This is a genomic window from Paracoccus ferrooxidans, assembly GCF_029909815.1.
Taxonomy (GTDB): Bacteria; Pseudomonadota; Alphaproteobacteria; order Rhodobacterales; family Rhodobacteraceae; genus Paracoccus; species Paracoccus versutus.
On record NZ_CP038201.1, the window covers coordinates 760,118 to 775,924 of the forward strand.

The window sequence follows — 15,807 nt, forward strand, 5'->3', positions numbered from 1 at the left end:
AGGCCCCGGCCAAGGTGAATGCCTTGCAGCGCCGTCCCCCGGCGGGGCGGCGCTTCTTGCCGCGTCACGGAAAGGCCGGCCGGATCTTCGCCGCGGTAATCGGCGGGATCGGTGCCGCCCCGCCCGCGGATGCAACCCGCATGGATATAACCCAAGGGTATATTTCTGCGCGACCATGCGATGATATGGCCGCCTTCCCCAAGATAGAGTGCTGCCTCAGGACGCTTGCCGCAGGCGCCGGCCAGAGGAGGGCCGCGCCACCGCGACGGAATGCGGCGGATCATGGGAGGTTAGGCAATGCTCAACAGACGGACATTCATCGCCTCGGGCGCGGCGCTGGCGGGGCTGGGGCTGGGGCGCCCGGCGCTGGCGCAGCGCAAGGCGATCAGGATCGGCTATGTCAGCCCGCAGACCGGGCCGCTTTCGGCCTTTTCGGCCTCGGACACCTTCACCGTCAGGCAGTTCCTGGCCGCCGCGCCCGGCCTTGGCCTGGACGTCGAGGTCATCGTCAAGGACAGCCAGTCCAACCCCAACCGCGCCGCCGAGGTGGCGCGCGAACTGATCAGCCGCGACGAGGTGAACCTGATCCTGGTGGCATCGACCCCCGAGACCACCAACCCGGTGTGCAGCGTGGCGGAATCCGAGGAGATCCCGGTGATCTCGACCGTGGCGCCCTGGCAGCCCTGGTTCATCGGCCAGCAGGGCAACCCGGCCGACCCGGAAAGCTGGCAGGAATTCGACTATGTCTATCACTTCTTCTGGGGGCTCGAGGACAATGTCCGCGTCTTCATGAACATGTGGGACGCCGTTCAGACCAACAAATCGGTCGGCGCGCTCTGGCCCAACGACAGCGACGGCAATGCCTGGTCCTCGGACGTGGGCATGCCGCCGGCGCTGGCCGAGGCCGGCTATCGGCTGACCGATCCGGGCCGCTACCAGAACCTGACCGACGATTTCAGCGCCCAGATCAACGCCTTCAAGCAGGCGCAGGCCGAGATCCTGGTCGGCATCCCGATCCCGCCGGATTTCACCACCTTCTGGACCCAGGCCCGCCAGCAGGGCTACCGGCCCAAGCTGGTCTCGGTCGCCAAGGCGCTGCTGTTTCCCGAAAGCATCGCCGCGCTTGGCGAGCTGGGCGACAACCTGACCTGCGAGGTCTGGTGGTCGCCGCAGCACCCGTTCCGCTCGTCCCTGACCGGGCAGAGCGCGGGCGAGCTGGCCGCCGATTTCGAAACCGCGGCCAAGCGGCAATGGACCCAGCCCGCCGGCTTCGTCCATGCGCTGTTCGAGGTCGCCGCGGACGCCATCCGCCGCACGGACGACCCGACCGACGGCGATGCGCTGGCCGAATCCATCGCCGCCACCGACCTGCAAACCGTGGTCGGCCGCGTCGCCTGGGGGCAGCAGAACGTGCCCGAATTCGCCCGCAGGAACGTTGCCAAGACGCCCCTGGTCGGCGGGCAATGGCGCCGCAAGCAGGACGGCGGCTTCGATCTGGTGATCGTCGAGAACGCGCTGGCGCCCGAGATCCCGCTGGGCGACAGCATTCGGACCTTGGCGTGATGGCGCTGCTTTCGCTGCAATCCGTGTCGAAAAGCTTCGGCGCGCTGAAAGTCACCGACGATGTCAGCTTCGACCTGCAACCCGGCGAGGCGCTTGGCATCATCGGCCCCAACGGCGCCGGGAAATCGACGCTGTTCAACCTGATCACCGGCAACCTGCGGCCGGATTCCGGGCAGATCCTGCTGGACGGGCGCGACGTCAGCGGTGATTCGGTCATGGCGCGCTGCGCGGCGGGCATCGGCCGTTCGTTCCAGATCCCGCAGCCCTTCGGCCACCTGTCGGTCTATGAAAACCTGCTGGTCGCGGCACGCTTCGGCGGCGGGCTTGCGGCGGCCGAGGCGCCGGAGTTCTGCATGGACATCCTGCGCCGCACCGGGCTGGCCGGCGTGGCCGACAGTCCCGCCGGCGGCCTGCCGCTGCTCAGCCGCAAGCGGCTGGAGCTGGCGCGCGCCATGGCAACGCGGCCGCGGGTGCTGCTGCTCGACGAGATTGCCGGCGGGCTGACCGATGCCGAATGCGTCGAGCTGGTCGCCACCATCCGCGCCATCCATGCCGAGGGCACCGCCATCGTCTGGATCGAGCATGTGCTGCATGCGCTCAACAGCGTGGTCGGCCGGCTGATCGTGCTGAATTTCGGCCGGCTGCTGATGGTCGGCGACGTCAGGACAGTGATGAACTCGGCCGAGGTGCGCGAGATCTACCTGGGGGCCGAGGTATGAGCGAACCCATCCTGTCGGTTTCCGGCCTGACCGCGCATTACGGCGATTTCCAGGCGCTGTTCGGCGTCGACGTGGCGCTGGAGCAGGGCGAGGTCGTGGCCATCATCGGCGCCAACGGCGCCGGCAAGACCACCCTGATGCGGGCGATCACCGGCATCGCCCGCATCAGCGCCGGCCGCGTCCGGCTGGACGGGCGCGATATCACCGGCACCCCGGCGCCCGACATCCTGATGGCCGGCATCGCCATGGTTCCCGAGGGGCGGCGGCTCTTCCCCTCGCTCAGCGTCGAGGAGAACCTGCTGATCGGCGCCCATGCGCGCCGCATCCAGGGGCACTGGAACCTGGAAAGCGTCTATCGCCTGTTCCCCGTCCTGCGCGAGCGGCGCGACCATCCCGGCACGGCGCTGTCGGGCGGCCAGCAGCAGATGGTCGCCATCGGCCGGGCGCTGATGTCCAACCCGCGCGTGCTGCTGTGCGACGAACTCAGCCTCGGCCTCGCCCCGGTGGTGATCCGCGAGATCTATGCCGCCTTCCCCGAGATCCGCGCCAGCGGCGCCTCGATCGTGGTGATCGAGCAGGACGTGAGCCAGGCGCTGAAGGTGGCCGATTACGTGCATTGCATGATGGAGGGCCGCATCACCCTGTCCGGCCGGCCGGCCGAGCTGTCGCGCGACGCGATCCACGACGCCTATTTCGGAGCGACCCACTGATGTTTTCGCTGGATACAATCGTGCAGGGCCTGCTGGTGGGCGGGCTATACGCGCTTTTCGCCGCCGGGCTCAGCCTGGTCTTCGGCATCATGCGGCTGGTGAACCTGGCGCATGGCGACCTGATCGTGCTGGGCGCCTATCTGATCCTCGGCCTGGGCACGGTGACGGGCATGAACCCCTTTGTCGCGGCGCTGATCGCCATGCCGCTGATGTTCGGCCTGGGATGGCTCTTGCAGACCCGCCTGCTGAATCGCGTGCTGGGCGAGGACATCCTGCCGCCGCTGCTGGTCACTTTCGGGCTTTCGGTGGTGATCCAGAACGGGCTGCTTGCCGCCTTTACCGCCGACAGCCGCAAGCTGGCGGCGGGGCCGGTCGAATCCGCCTCGGTCGCCATCGGGCCGGTGCATATGGGCGTGATGCCGGTGATGACGCTGGCCACGGCGGTCGCGGTCATCCTGGGGCTGAACCTGCTGTTCTACCGCACCGCGCTGGGACGCGCCTTCCGCGCCACCTCGGACGATGCGGTGACGGCGCAGCTGATGGGCATCCGGCCGCAGCGCATCTTCGCCATGGCCACCGGCATCGCCCTGGTCGTCGCCGCCATCGCCGCGCTCTACCTGGGCACGCGGGCGAATTTCGACCCGTCCATCGGGCCGGCGCGATTGCTCTATGCCTTCGAGGCGGTGATCATCGGCGGGCTGGGCAGCCTCTGGGGCACGCTGGCCGGAGGCGTGATCATCGGCCTTGCCCAGACCATGGGCGCGGCGGTCAACCCGGAATGGCAGATCCTGGCCGGGCATGTCGCCTTCGTGCTGATCCTGATGGTCCGCCCGCGCGGGCTGTTCCCCCGAGCCATCGACTGAAAGGGCGCCATGATGAAAACCACCTTTCCCGCATATCGCCCCCTGGCGCTCGCCGTCCTTGCCGCAGCCGCCCTGGCGCTGGTGCCGCTGATCGGCCCGCGCGCCGTGGTGCAGGATCTGTTCGGCATCCTCTGCCTGCTGGTGCTGGCGCTGAACTGGAACATGCTGGCGGGCTTTGCCGGGCTGGTCTCGGTCGGGCAGCAGGCCTTCGTCGGCATCGGCGCCTATGCCATGTTCGCCGCCGTCATCCTGTTCGGGCTGGACCCGCTGGCCGGCGTGCTGCTGGGTGGGCTGGTCGCCATGGCGCTGGCCGTGCCGGTGGCCTGTTTCGTCTTTCGCCTGAACGGCGCCTATTTCGCCATCGGCACCTGGGTCGCGGCCGAGATCGCCCGGCTGGGCCTGGGCCAGTGGAAGGCGCTTGGCGGCGGCACCGGCACCTCGCTGCCCAAGGGCACGACGCGCGACATGCTGGGCGTCGGGCCGATCAAGGAATGGCTGGGCGTCTCCAGCGCGGCGGCCAGCGACATCGTGCTTTACTGGCTGGCCTTGGGGCTGGTGCTGGTGACGCTGGGCATGTCCTGGGCCTTCCTGCGCTCGCGCATGGGGCTGGGATTGCAGGCGATCCGCGACAATGCCATGGCCGCGCGTTCGGTGGGCGTCGATCCGGTGCGGCTCAAGGCGCTGGTCTTTCTGCTGACCGCCTTCGGCACCGGCCTTTGCGGCGGGCTGCTGTTCATCCAGATCACCCGCATCACCCCGGACGCGGCCTTCTCGCTGCTGGACTGGACCGCCTTCGTGCTGTTCGTGGTGGTGATCGGCGGCATCGGCACCCTGCCCGGCCCCATCGTCGGCGTGGTGGTGTTCTATGCGCTGGAGCGGCTGCTGTCGGATTACGGCAGCGCCTATCTGATCGTGCTGGGCCTGTTCGGCATCGCGGTCATGCTGTTCGCCCGGCGCGGCATCTGGGGCAGCCTGTCCGGGCGCACCGGGCTGGAGCTTCTGCCGCTGGGCCACCGCGCCCCCGACCCTGCACCGGCCCTCCGGCCCTGAGATTCAAGAAAGGAAAGCATCATGTCCTATTTCACCGAAGCAGGCTCGGTCGAGGCGGTGAACGCCCGCATGGCCGAGGACATCGACCCGCGGCTGCGGCAGGTGATGGCCTGCCTGGTCAAGCACCTGCACGCCTTCGCCAAGGAAATCGTCCTGACCCAGGAGGAATGGGAGATCGGCATCGACTTCCTGACCCGCACCGGCCAGATCTGCTCGGGCGAACGGCAGGAGTTCATCCTGCTCTCGGACGTGCTGGGCTTCTCCATGCTGGTCGATGCGATCAACAACCGCCGCCCCGAGGGCGCGACGGAAAACACCGTCTTCGGCCCCTTCCATGTCGAGGGCGCGCCGATCCGCGAGATGGGCGCATGCATCAGCCTGGACGGCAAGGGCGAAAGCTGCCTGTTCGAGGGCCGGGTGCTGGACCTGGACGGCAATCCCGTCGAGGGCGCGACCGTCGATGTCTGGTCCGACAATGCCGACGGCTTCTATGACGTGCAGCAGCCGGGCATCCAGCCGAAATGGAACAATCGCGGCCGCTTCGTCACCGGGCCGGACGGGCGCTACAGCTTTATCGGCATCAAGCCGGTCAGCTATCCGATCCCCGACGACGGGCCGGTCGGGCAGATGCTGGGCAAGCTGGGCCGCCATCCCTATCGGCCGGCGCATATGCATTACATGGTGACGGCGCCGGGCTATCAGCGCGTCGTCACCCATACCTTCGTCGCCGAGGACGACTATATCGCCGACGATACCGTCTTCGGCGTCAAGGAGACCCTGATCGCCCCCTTCCAGCGTATCGACGGCGACACCCTCTGGCGCTCGCCCTTCGACTTCATCCTTGTCCCTGCCTGAGCCGATCATGCCCAACGTCAAGATCTATATCGACGAAACCCGCCTCGCCGCCTGCCGCGACGCCATCGAGGACGCGCTGCCCCGCCTGCGCGACCTGCTGTGCGACGGGCTGGCGGTCGAGGCCAGCGCCTGCCAGATCGCCGCGCTGCCGGTGGTGGGCCTGCCCGACCAGCCGCAGGTGAATGCCGAGCTGCTGATCCTGCCGCGCAACGGGCGCACGCCGGAACGGATCCGCGCCGTCGCCGGGACCATGCGGCAGATGCTGGAACAGGCCAGCGGCCTCGATGTCGCGGTGCGGGTGGGCATGCTGGACCCCGAGACCTATCTGGCGCTGAAATAGACCCTCAGCCGCGCCTCCGCGTCACCTGCTGGTCGTGTTCCATCCGCGCGGTCAGCCGGGCGAATTCCTCGGTCAGGAAGGCGATCAGCTGGCGCATGGCCGGCGGGCCGGGGCGGTTCTCGGGCATCAGCAGGCCCAGCTGCCGCTCGGGGTGGTCGATGCGCAGCGGCAGCGCCTCCATCGGCACGCTGCGGCGCGACAGGAACACCACCGAATAGGGCAGCACGGTCAGCGCGTCGGAACCCGCCATCACCGACTGGATCGAGGCCAGCGTGCCGCCCGAGAAGCTGACGTTGAAATCCTCTTGCCCGATGGATTTCAGCGCCCGCTCCAGGTCGCGGTAAAGCGGGCTGTTCGCCGGCGGCGCGATCCAGGTATAGGGGGCCAGGTCGGCCTGGGCGATGGCCTTGCGCCGGGTCAGCGGATGGCCGGCGCGGGCAGCGACCACGTTGCGGCTGGGCAGGACCGGGGTGAAGCTCAGCCCCGGCGGCACCTGGCTGGGATGCAGGGGCAGGATCGCCATGTCCAGCGCGCCATTGCGCAAGGACGCCTCCAGCGTATCGACATAGCCATAGGACTGGTCGATCTGCACCTCGGGGTGGCGCATCTGGAAATCCGCGATCATGGTCGAGACCACCCCGTCCATGAAGATCGGCGAGCCGCCGACCCGCAGCCGCCCGGCATGGCCCTTGCGGAAGCGCTGGACCAGCAGGCTGGCCTCCTGGTTGGCAGCACGGATGCGGGCGCCGAACCGCGCCAGGCTCAGCCCCAGCTCGGTCGGGCGCAGCGGCCGGCGGCCGGGCTGGAACAGCGGCATGCCGATGCGCTTTTCCAGCAGCGCCATGCTGCGCGAGACCGAGGGCTGCGACTTGCCAAGCGCCTCGGCCCCCTCGGTCAGCCCGCCCTTCTCGACGATCACCGCCAGGATTTCCAGATGTTCGCTGTCAATTTTCATAACTCATTATCATATTATGTTCCGTTCATCCGATCAATATCTGTCTTTGGCCGGTGTAGCTTGCCCAGGACCAGGATCGAGGGAGGAAAACCAGTGTCCTTTTTCCGCGAGGAATTCACCGCGCAAAGCCCGGCCGTCCGCGTGCGGTTCGGCAGCGGCCTGCGCAACAGCATCGCCGACGAGATCGACGCGCTCGGCGCCCGCCGCGCGCTGATCCTGACGACGCAGCAGCAGGCCGGGATGGCCGACGAGTTCGCCGCGCTTTGCGGCGACCGCGCGGCCGGCCGGTTCACCGGCGCGACCATGCACACCCCGGTCGAGGTCTCGGAACAGGCGACCGAACATGCCCGCAGCATCGGCGCCGACGTGCTGGTCGCGGTGGGCGGCGGCTCGACCACCGGCCTCGGCAAGGCCATCGCGCTGCGCACCGGCCTGCCGCAGATCGTCGTGCCCACCACCTATGCCGGCAGCGAGGCGACGCCGATCCTGGGCCAGACCGAAAACGGGCTGAAGACCACCATCACCGACCGCCGCGTGCAGCCCGAGGTCATCCTCTACGATGCCGAACTGGTCGCCACCCTGCCGGTGGCCATGACCGTGACCAGCGCGCTCAACGCCATGGCCCATGCCGCCGAGGGGCTTTACGCCCGCGACCGCTCGCCCCTGACCTCGCTGATGGCGGTCGAGGGGCTGCGCGCCTTTCGCGACGCCCTGCCCCGCGTCATCGCGGCGCCCGGCGACCTGGCAGCGCGGGGCGAGACGCTTTATGGCGCCTGGCTTTGCGGCTCGGTGCTGGGCCAGGTCGGCATGGCGCTGCACCACAAGCTTTGCCACACGCTGGGCGGCAGCTTCGACCTGCCCCATGCCGAAACCCATGCCGTGATCCTGCCCCATGCCATCGCCTATAACGCGCAGGCGGTGCCCGAGCTGCTGGCGCCGGTGGCCGAGATCTTCGGCGATGCCGATCCCGGCCAGGCGCTGCACCGCTTCGCCCGCGAAAGCGGCGCGCCGCTGGCGCTGCGCGACCTGGGCCTGAAGGAGGCGGACCTGGACCGCGCCGCCGAGATCGCCACCCGCAACCCCTACTGGAACCCGCGCCCGGTCGAGCGCGACGCCCTGCGCCGGCTGCTGGCCGCCGCCTGGGCGGGCGAGGCGCCGGGCCGCTGAGCCGCCGCCCGCGCGACCACCCGTTTCGACGAAACCCTCTGGGAGGAGAGACCCCGAATGACTGATATCGCCACCGATGTGCTGATCATCGGCACCGGCCCGGCCGGCTCGGCCACCGCCGCGCTGCTGTCCAGCTACGGCATCGCCAACATGGCGGTGAACCGCTATCGCTGGCTGGCCAACACGCCCCGCGCCCATATCACCAACCAGCGCACCATGGAGGTGCTGCGCGACCTTGGCCGCGACGTCGAGGACGAGGCCTATATGTTCGCCACCCATCAGGAACTGATGGGCGAGAACATCTTCTGCGAAAGCCTGGCGGGGGAAGAGATCGGCCGGCTGAAGGCCTGGGGCAACCACCCGCTGTCCAAGGCCGAGCACCTGATGTCCTCGCCCACCCGGATGAACGACCTGCCGCAGACCTATATGGAGCCCCTGCTGTTCAAGACCGCCTGTTCGCGCGGCACGCAGGGGCGGCTTTCCACCGAATACCTGCGCCATGTGCAGGACGAGACCGGCGTCACCACCACCTGCCGCGACCGGCTGACCGGGCAGGAGATCACCATCCGCTCGAAATACCTGGTCGGCGCCGATGGCGGCAAGTCGCTGGTCGCCGAACATGCCGGCCTGCCCTTCGAGGGCAGGATGGGCGTGGGCGGCTCGATGAACATCCTGTTCCGGGCCGACCTGTCGAAATACGTCGCGCACCGCCCCTCGGTGCTTTACTGGGTGATGCAGCCCGGCGCCGATGTCGGCGGCATCGGCATGGGGCTGGTGCGCATGGTGCGGCCCTGGAACGAATGGCTGATCGTCTGGGGCTATGACATCAACGGTCCCGAGCCGGAAGTGACCGAGGAATTCGCCACCGGAGTCGCCCGCCAGCTGGTCGGCGATCCCGAGCTGAAGATCGAGCTTTTGTCCGCCAACACCTGGACGGTGAACAACTTCTACGCCACCCGGACCTCGAACGGGCGGGTGTTCTGCATGGGCGACGCGATCCACCGGCATCCGCCGTCGAACGGGCTGGGCTCGAACACCTCGATCCAGGATGCGTTCAACCTGGCCTGGAAACTGGCCCTGGTGCTGAAGGGCCAGGCGGGCGAGCGGCTGCTGGACAGCTATGACGCCGAGCGCGCGCCGGTGGCCAGGCAGATCGTGACCCGCGCCAACCAGTCGATCACCGAGACCGGCCCGATCTTTGCCGCGCTCGGCATGGCCGAGGGGGTGGACCCGGTGCAGATGCAGAAGAACCTGCAGGCCCGCACCGACGGCACGCCCGCGGCCGAGCTGCAGCGCGAGGCGATCCGCAAGGCCATCGCCTTCAAGAAATACGAATTCGACGCGCATGGCGTCGAGATGAACCAGCGCTATCGCTCGGACGCCGTCGTGACCGACGACCAGCTGGAGCCGGACTTCCAGCTCGACCCCCAGCTGCATTACCAACCGACGACCTGGCCGGGCGCCCGCCTGCCGCATGCCTGGCTGTATCGCCACGACGACGGGGCCGAGGTCTCGACCCTGGACCTGTGCGGCCATGGCCGCTTCACCCTGCTGACCGGGCTGGGCGGCGAAGCCTGGGCCGAGGCGGCCGGCAAGGTGGCGCGCGACCTGGGCATCGACCTGGTCGCCCATGTCATCGGCCCGCGCCAGACCTATGTCGACCACAGCGGCGACTGGGCCCGCGCCTCGGAAATCAAGGACAACGGCTGCCTGCTGGTGCGCCCCGACCACCATGTCTGCTGGCGTGCGACCGGCCTGGTCGCGCAGCCCGAGGCGGAACTGGCCCGCGTGCTGCGCCAGGTGCTGGCGCGCTGAGCCCCGGCCGCCGGGCGCGTTCCGCAAGCACGCGCCCGGCGGCATGCCGCAACCCGCCCCGGCAAGGGGCGCCGCAGGACGGCGCGCGGGGCCTGATATAACATCGCGGCATATTACCCGCCGATCATGTCATGCTGTGCCCCGCCCGCCTTTGCTAACCCTGCCGAGGGGGGAGGAGACCCGGAAAGACAGGCCCGCAGCAGCGGCGCTGCCCCGCCGGGTCGTTCCTTCGCGAACAGGAGGAGGAGGAAGAACATGACGAAGCCGAAAAGACTGGCCACCTTGCCGCGCCTTGCGCTGAGCGTGGCGACGCTGGCCATCGCCCATCCGGCGCTGGCACAGGACGCCCGCCCCAACATCGTGCTGATCGTCGTCGACGACATGGGCTATTCGGATATGGGCGCCTTCGGCGGCGAAATCCCGACGCCGAACCTGGATGCGCTGGTCGGGGACGGCGTGCAGCTGACCAATTTCCACGTCGCGCCGACCTGCTCGCCGACGCGGTCCATGCTGATGTCGGGCACCGACAACCATGTCGCGGGCCTGGGCAGCATGGCCGAGGAAATCCTTGACGAGCAGCGCGGCCATCCCGGCTACGAGGGCTATCTGAACGAGCGGGTCGTCAGCTTTCCCGAGGTGCTGCGCGACAGCGGCTATCACACCTATATCTCGGGCAAATGGCACCTGGGCGGCAAGGAGGGCCAGCGCCCGAACGCCCGCGGCTTTCAGCGCTCCTTCGCCATGATGAACGGCGGCGCGCATCATTTCGACCAGACCGGCATGATCGAGGCGCTGCCCAAGGCGAACTATACCGTCGACGACCAGCCGATCGAGCTGGGCGAGGATTTCACCTATTCGACGGATTACTTCACCGCGCAGCTGATCGAGCAGATCGATTCGGCCGCCGACGACGCGCCCTTCTTCGGCTATCTGGCCTATACAGCGCCACATTGGCCCTTGCAGGCCCCAGACGCATCCATCGCGCTGTTCAAGGGCAAATACGACGCCGGCTATGACGCGATCCGCGACGCACGGCTGGCGCGGATGCGCGAGCTGGGCCTGATCGGCCCGGACGTGCAGCCCAACACCGCCCCCGACCTGTGGCCGCATTGGAACGAATTCGACGAGGCGCAGCGCGCCACCGAGGCCCGCAAGATGGAGGTCTATGCCGCCATGATCCACGAGATCGACCAGAGCGTCGGCCGCCTTGTCGATCACCTGAAGCAGAAGGGCGAATACGACGACACCATCTTCATCTTCTTCTCGGACAACGGCGCCGAGGGCCAGCTGCCCGAAAACATCATGGGCGGGCTGAACCGGGAATGGATCGACCGCGCCTTCGACAATTCGCTCGAGAACCTGGGCAGGCAGGGCTCGTATTTCGGCTATGGTCCCAGCTGGGCCTCGGTCAGCCAGACACCGTTCCGCATGGTCAAGGGCTATACCTACGAGGGCGGCACCCGCTCGCCCGCCTTCATCTCCTATCCCGGCTGGAAGAATGGCGCGCGGCTGGACCAGTTCGTGCATGTCACCGACATCGCGCCCACGCTCTTGGACCTGGCCGGCGCCACGCCGCCCGCGCAGCGCGACGGCATCGCGCTGGCGCCGATGACCGGCCATTCGCTGCGGCCCTGGCTGGAGGGTCGGGCCGAGACGGCCCGCCCGCAGGACGAGCCGGTCTGCACCGAGCTTTTCGGCCGCGTCTCGGTCTGGAAGGACGGCTGGAAGATGGTGCATAGCAACAAGCCCTGGGGCACCGGCGATTTCGAGCTGTTCGACATCAAGGCCGACCCGGCCGAGAATCGCGACCTGGCGGCGGATCAGCCCGAAAGGCTGGCAGGGCTGAAGGCCGACTGGCAGGATTGCCAGGAGCGCTTCGGCATCTACTGGAACGAGGGGCTGGCACCGCAGATGGTCTATTCCAACGAGGCCGAATACCTGTTCCCGCGCCCGCATCTGGCCGGCGCCCGCTGAGGCCATGCAATCCGGCCCAGGGGCATCGCCGTCCCTGGGCCTTATCGAAAGGACCGGCCATGACCCTGGCCCGCCAGCACGACCCCGGCGACATGGTGCCCATTCCGGGCGGCCGCTTCCTGATGGGCTCGGACCGCTTCTATCCCGAGGAGCGGCCCGTCCGCCCGGCCGAGGTCGGGGCCTTCCTCATCGACCGCCACCCGATCACCAATGCCGCATTCGCCCGCTTCGTCGCCGCGACCGGCCATGTCACCCAGGCCGAGCGGCCGCAGCCGCACCCCTCGATCCCCGGCCGCATGGTCGAGCCCTGCTCGGCGGTCTTCACCCCGCCGCTGCCCGGCACGGTGCCGAAAGGCCCGGCCAGCTGGTGGCGGCTGGTGCCCGGCGCCTGCTGGAAGCATCCGGCCGGCCCGGCCAGCGACCTTGCGGGGCTTGGGGATCACCCGGTGGTGCATGTCGCGCTGAGCGACGCGCTGGCCTATGCCGAATGGGCCGGCAAGGCGCTGCCGACCGAGGCGGAATGGGAATGCGCCGCGCGCGGCGGCCTCGCGGGCGCGGAATATGCCTGGGGCGACAGCCTGACGCCGGACGGCCGGCACATGGCGAACACCTGGCAGGGCGCCTTTCCCTTCGTCAACGACCTCGAGGACGGCTTCGCCCGCACCTCTCCGGTCGGCAGTTTCCCGGCCAATGGCTACGGGCTTTTCGACATGATCGGCAATGTCTGGGAATGGACGCTGGACGACTATGCCGCGCCCCGCGCCGAGCCCGCGCGCAGCTGCTGCCGCAAGCCGCAGGCCAGCGGCGCCGCGACCAAGGTCATCAAGGGCGGCTCCTATCTCTGCGCGCCGAACTATTGCCAGCGCTACCGCCCGGCCGCCCGCCATCCGCAGCAGACGGACATGACCACCGGGCACCTGGGCTTTCGCTGCATCCGGCAGCTCTAGCCGCGCGGCGGAAGCACTAGCAGGCTGCTGAAAAAGGATTTTGAGAGGGCGACGCAGCGGAAATCGTTCTGGATCCAGCTAATATCGGCCCGAAAATGGGGTGCTTTCGGCAAATTTGAGGCGGATTTCCCGGTTCCCCGCCCGCGCTGTCCTGTCGCAAGGACTTTTTCAGCAGCCTGTTAGGCCCCCGCCGCCGCCAGCGGCCTAGACCCGCTCCAGCGCCATGGCGATGCCTTGGCCGACGCCGATGCACATGGTCGAAAGCGACCGCCTGCCGCCTTTCAGCGCCAGCTCCAGCGCCGCGCTGCCGGTGATCCGGGCGCCGGACATGCCCAGCGGATGCCCCAGTGCGATGGCGCCGCCGTTCGGGTTCACCCGCGGGTCGTCGTCGGCAATGCCCAGCTGGCGCAGCGTCGCGAGACCCTGGGCGGCGAAGGCCTCGTTCAGCTCGATCACGTCGAAATCGGCCGGGGTCAGGCCCAGCCGCGCCATCAGCTTCTGCGACGCCGGCGCCGGGCCGATGCCCATGATGCGCGGCGGCACGCCCGCCGTCGCCCCGCCTAACACGCGGGCGATGGGCGTCAACCCATGCGCGCGCGCCGCCGCCGCCGAGGCCAGGATCAGCGCCGCCGCCCCGTCGTTCACCCCCGAGGCATTGCCCGCCGTGACCGAGCCGTTCGGGAACAATGGCCGCAGCTTGGCCAGCGCCTCGGCCGTGGTGGCGCGGGGGTGCTCGTCGGTATCGACCACCAGCGGCGCGCCCTTGCGCTGCGGGATCGTCACCGGCGCGATCTCGGCCGCGAGCCGCCCGCTGGCGATGGCTGCCGCTGCCTTGGCTTGCGAGGCCAGCGCCATGGCGTCCTGCGCCTCGCGGTCGATGCCGAAATCATCGGCGACATTCTGGCCGGTCTGCGGCATGGAATCGGTGCCGTAAGCCGCGTCCATCGCCGGGTTGATGAAGCGCCAGCCGATGGTGGTGTCGTGGATCTCGGCATGGCGGCTGAAGGCGGTTTCCGCCTTGGGCAGCACGAAGGGCGCGCGGGACATCGACTCGACGCCGCCGGCGATCATCAGCCCGGCCTCGCCCGCTGCGATCTGGCGCGCGGCAACCAGCACCGCGTCCATGCCCGAGCCGCAAAGCCGGTTGATGGTGGTGCCCGGCACTTCGAGCGGAAGGCCCGCCAGCAGCAGGGACATGCGGGCGACGTTGCGGTTGTCCTCGCCGGCCTGGTTGGCGCAGCCATAGACCACGTCGTCGACCGCCTGCCAGTCGAGCCCCGCATGACGCGCCATCAGCGCGCGCAGCGGCACCGCGCCCAGGTCGTCGGCGCGGACCGAGGCCAGCGCGCCGCCGAAACGGCCGATGGGGGTGCGGATGTAATCGCAGATAAAGACTTCGGTCATGTCACAGCTCCGGCACGACCAGGTCGCCGACCGCACCGTCCAGGTGCAGCCGCGCGCCGGTCACGGCTTGCAGGTCGTCAAGGGAAATCGCCGGCAGCTTCTCGCGCAGCACGAAACGGCCGTCCTGCACGTCCACCACGGCGAGCGAGGTATAGACGCGGGTCACGCAACCTACGCCGGTCAGCGGCAGGGTGCAGGCTTCCAGCAGTTTGGGCTTGCCGTCCTTGGTGACATGATCGGTGATGACCGCGACGCGCTTGGCGCCATGCACCAGGTCCATCGCGCCGCCGACCGCCGGCACGCCCTTGGGTCCGGTGGACCAGTTCGCCAGGTCGCCGTTCTGCGCCACCTGGTAGGCGCCCAGGATCGCCACGTCCAAGTGCCCGCCGCGCACCATGGCGAAGCTGTCGGCATGGTGGAAGAAGGCCGCGCCGGGCTTCAGCGTGATCGCCTTCTTGCCGGCGTTGATCAGATCCCAGTCCTCCTGGCCCGCGGGCGGGGCCTCGCCAAAGCCCAGGACGCCGTTCTCGGTATGGAACACCGCCTGGCGGCCGGGGGGCTGGAACTTGGCCACCATCTCGGGAAAGCCGATGCCAAGGTTCACATAGGCGCCGTCGGCGATGTCCTGCGCCGCGCGCCAGGCGATCTGGGCGTTGGTCAGTTTCCGGGTCATGCCTGCACCTCCTGGGGACGGGCGGGGGGATGGGCCGCATCGGCGCGGTTCAGCGCCTCTTCCTGCGCCGGGTTCGCAACCTCGACGATGCCAGAGACGAAGATGCCCGGCGTCACCACATGTTCGGGGTCGATGCCGCCCGGCGCGACCGCCCGCGTCACCTGCGCGATGGTGCGCGCCGCCGCCATCGCCATCAGGGGCGAGAAGTTCCGCGCCGCCATGCGATAGGTCAGGTTGCCGTAATGGTCGCCCAACTCGGCCTTGATCAGCGCCACATCGGCCTTGAGCCAGCGTTCCTGCACATAGGGCCGGCCGTCGAACTCGGCCACCGGCTTGCCGCGGGCCAGGTCGGTGCCATAGCTGGTGGGCGTGTAGAAGGCGGGGATGCCCGCGCCGCCGGCACGGATGCGCTCGGCCAGCGTGCCCTGCGGCACCAGGTCCAACTCGATCTCTCCGGCCAGGTATTTCTCGGTAAAGACCCGCGGATCGGCCGAGCGCGGGAAGGAACAGACCATCTTGCGGACCATGCCCTGCTCGATCATCGCCGCGATGCCGACATGGCCGTTGCCGGCATTGTTGTTGATGACGGTCAGGTCCCTGGGGCTGCCGGTGGCCAGAGAGCGGTCGATCAGCGCGTGGATCAGCTCGATCGGCGCGCCCGAGCCGCCGAAGCCGCCGATCATCACCGTGGCGCCGTCCGGGATGCCGACGATCGCCTCGGCCAGGTTGGGGATGCGTTTGTCCATGAACTCCTCCTGCGGGTTCCGGGGAT

15 protein-coding genes are annotated in these 15,807 nt (G+C 68.8%); 11 read left to right on the forward strand and 4 right to left on the reverse strand.

Annotation, left to right across the window (positions count from 1 at the left end; all coding sequences use genetic code 11):
- The first annotated feature begins 297 nt into the window (after positions 1 to 297).
- Genes E3U26_RS16710 through E3U26_RS16740 form a run of 7 tightly spaced genes read left to right on the forward strand, consistent with a single transcriptional unit; the run spans position 298 to position 6,100 of the window.
- Positions 298 to 1,563, forward strand: coding sequence for an ABC transporter substrate-binding protein (locus E3U26_RS16710; protein ID WP_499106088.1), 1,266 nt, complete (start codon positions 298 to 300; stop codon positions 1,561 to 1,563).
- A complete protein-coding gene (locus E3U26_RS16715) occupies positions 1,563 to 2,282 on the forward strand; it encodes an ABC transporter ATP-binding protein (RefSeq protein WP_499106362.1) in 720 nt (239 codons plus the stop codon). The genes E3U26_RS16710 and E3U26_RS16715 overlap by 1 nt, the downstream gene beginning before the upstream one ends.
- Positions 2,279 to 2,992: an ABC transporter ATP-binding protein gene (locus E3U26_RS16720; protein WP_072461230.1), complete on the forward strand. Its 714-nt coding sequence runs from the start codon at positions 2,279 to 2,281 to the stop codon at positions 2,990 to 2,992. The genes E3U26_RS16715 and E3U26_RS16720 overlap by 4 nt, the downstream gene beginning before the upstream one ends.
- Positions 2,992 to 3,855, forward strand: coding sequence for a branched-chain amino acid ABC transporter permease (locus tag E3U26_RS16725; RefSeq protein ID WP_499106089.1), 864 nt, complete (start codon positions 2,992 to 2,994; stop codon positions 3,853 to 3,855). The genes E3U26_RS16720 and E3U26_RS16725 overlap by 1 nt, the downstream gene beginning before the upstream one ends.
- A gap of 9 nt (positions 3,856 to 3,864) precedes the next feature.
- Positions 3,865 to 4,905 carry a branched-chain amino acid ABC transporter permease gene (locus E3U26_RS16730; protein ID WP_499106090.1) on the forward strand — a complete coding sequence of 347 codons (1,041 nt, stop codon included), beginning with the start codon at positions 3,865 to 3,867 and terminating at the stop codon, positions 4,903 to 4,905.
- Between the two features lie 18 nt (positions 4,906 to 4,923).
- Entirely contained in the window at positions 4,924 to 5,760 is an 837-nt protein-coding gene (locus E3U26_RS16735) for an intradiol ring-cleavage dioxygenase (protein WP_499106364.1), read from the forward strand.
- A 7-nt stretch (positions 5,761 to 5,767) separates the two neighbouring features.
- Positions 5,768 to 6,100, forward strand: coding sequence for a hypothetical protein (locus E3U26_RS16740; RefSeq protein WP_499106091.1), 333 nt, complete (start codon positions 5,768 to 5,770; stop codon positions 6,098 to 6,100).
- A 4-nt stretch (positions 6,101 to 6,104) separates the two neighbouring features.
- Here the strand turns inward: E3U26_RS16740 and E3U26_RS16745 are convergent, their stop codons facing one another.
- Positions 6,105 to 7,055 (reverse strand): LysR family transcriptional regulator, encoded by a 951-nt coding sequence (locus E3U26_RS16745; protein WP_036754453.1) that lies wholly within the window; start codon positions 7,053 to 7,055, stop codon positions 6,105 to 6,107.
- 93 nt (positions 7,056 to 7,148) lie between these two features.
- Between E3U26_RS16745 and E3U26_RS16750 the strand changes: the two genes are divergently transcribed.
- From E3U26_RS16750 to E3U26_RS16765, 4 genes are all read left to right on the forward strand, one after another.
- Positions 7,149 to 8,222: a maleylacetate reductase gene (locus E3U26_RS16750; protein WP_036754456.1), complete on the forward strand. Its 1,074-nt coding sequence runs from the start codon at positions 7,149 to 7,151 to the stop codon at positions 8,220 to 8,222.
- Between the two features lie 57 nt (positions 8,223 to 8,279).
- On the forward strand, positions 8,280 to 10,037 hold the full coding sequence (locus E3U26_RS16755) for an FAD-dependent oxidoreductase (protein ID WP_499106092.1): 1,758 nt from the start codon (positions 8,280 to 8,282) through the stop codon (positions 10,035 to 10,037).
- Between the two features lie 255 nt (positions 10,038 to 10,292).
- A complete protein-coding gene (locus tag E3U26_RS16760; RefSeq protein ID WP_499106093.1) occupies positions 10,293 to 12,011 on the forward strand; it encodes an arylsulfatase in 1,719 nt (572 codons plus the stop codon).
- A 59-nt stretch (positions 12,012 to 12,070) separates the two neighbouring features.
- On the forward strand, positions 12,071 to 12,958 hold the full coding sequence (locus tag E3U26_RS16765; RefSeq protein ID WP_499106094.1) for a formylglycine-generating enzyme family protein: 888 nt from the start codon (positions 12,071 to 12,073) through the stop codon (positions 12,956 to 12,958).
- A 204-nt stretch (positions 12,959 to 13,162) separates the two neighbouring features.
- Here E3U26_RS16765 and pcaF read toward each other — a convergent pair whose 3' ends face one another.
- Genes pcaF through E3U26_RS16780 form a run of 3 tightly spaced genes read right to left on the reverse strand, consistent with a single transcriptional unit; the run spans position 13,163 to position 15,781 of the window.
- Positions 13,163 to 14,362, reverse strand: a complete 1,200-nt coding sequence (gene pcaF / locus E3U26_RS16770) for a thiolase family protein (RefSeq protein ID WP_499106095.1) — start codon at positions 14,360 to 14,362, stop codon at positions 13,163 to 13,165.
- Position 14,363: 1 nt separating this feature from the next.
- The gene (locus E3U26_RS16775) at positions 14,364 to 15,035 is read right to left on the reverse strand and encodes a 3-oxoacid CoA-transferase subunit B (protein WP_140847905.1); all 672 of its coding nucleotides are present in this window, start codon (positions 15,033 to 15,035) and stop codon (positions 14,364 to 14,366) included.
- Positions 15,032 to 15,781, reverse strand: a complete 750-nt coding sequence (locus tag E3U26_RS16780) for a sugar phosphate isomerase family (protein ID WP_499106096.1) — start codon at positions 15,779 to 15,781, stop codon at positions 15,032 to 15,034. The genes E3U26_RS16775 and E3U26_RS16780 overlap by 4 nt, the downstream gene beginning before the upstream one ends.
- Between the last annotated feature and the right edge of the window lie 26 nt (positions 15,782 to 15,807).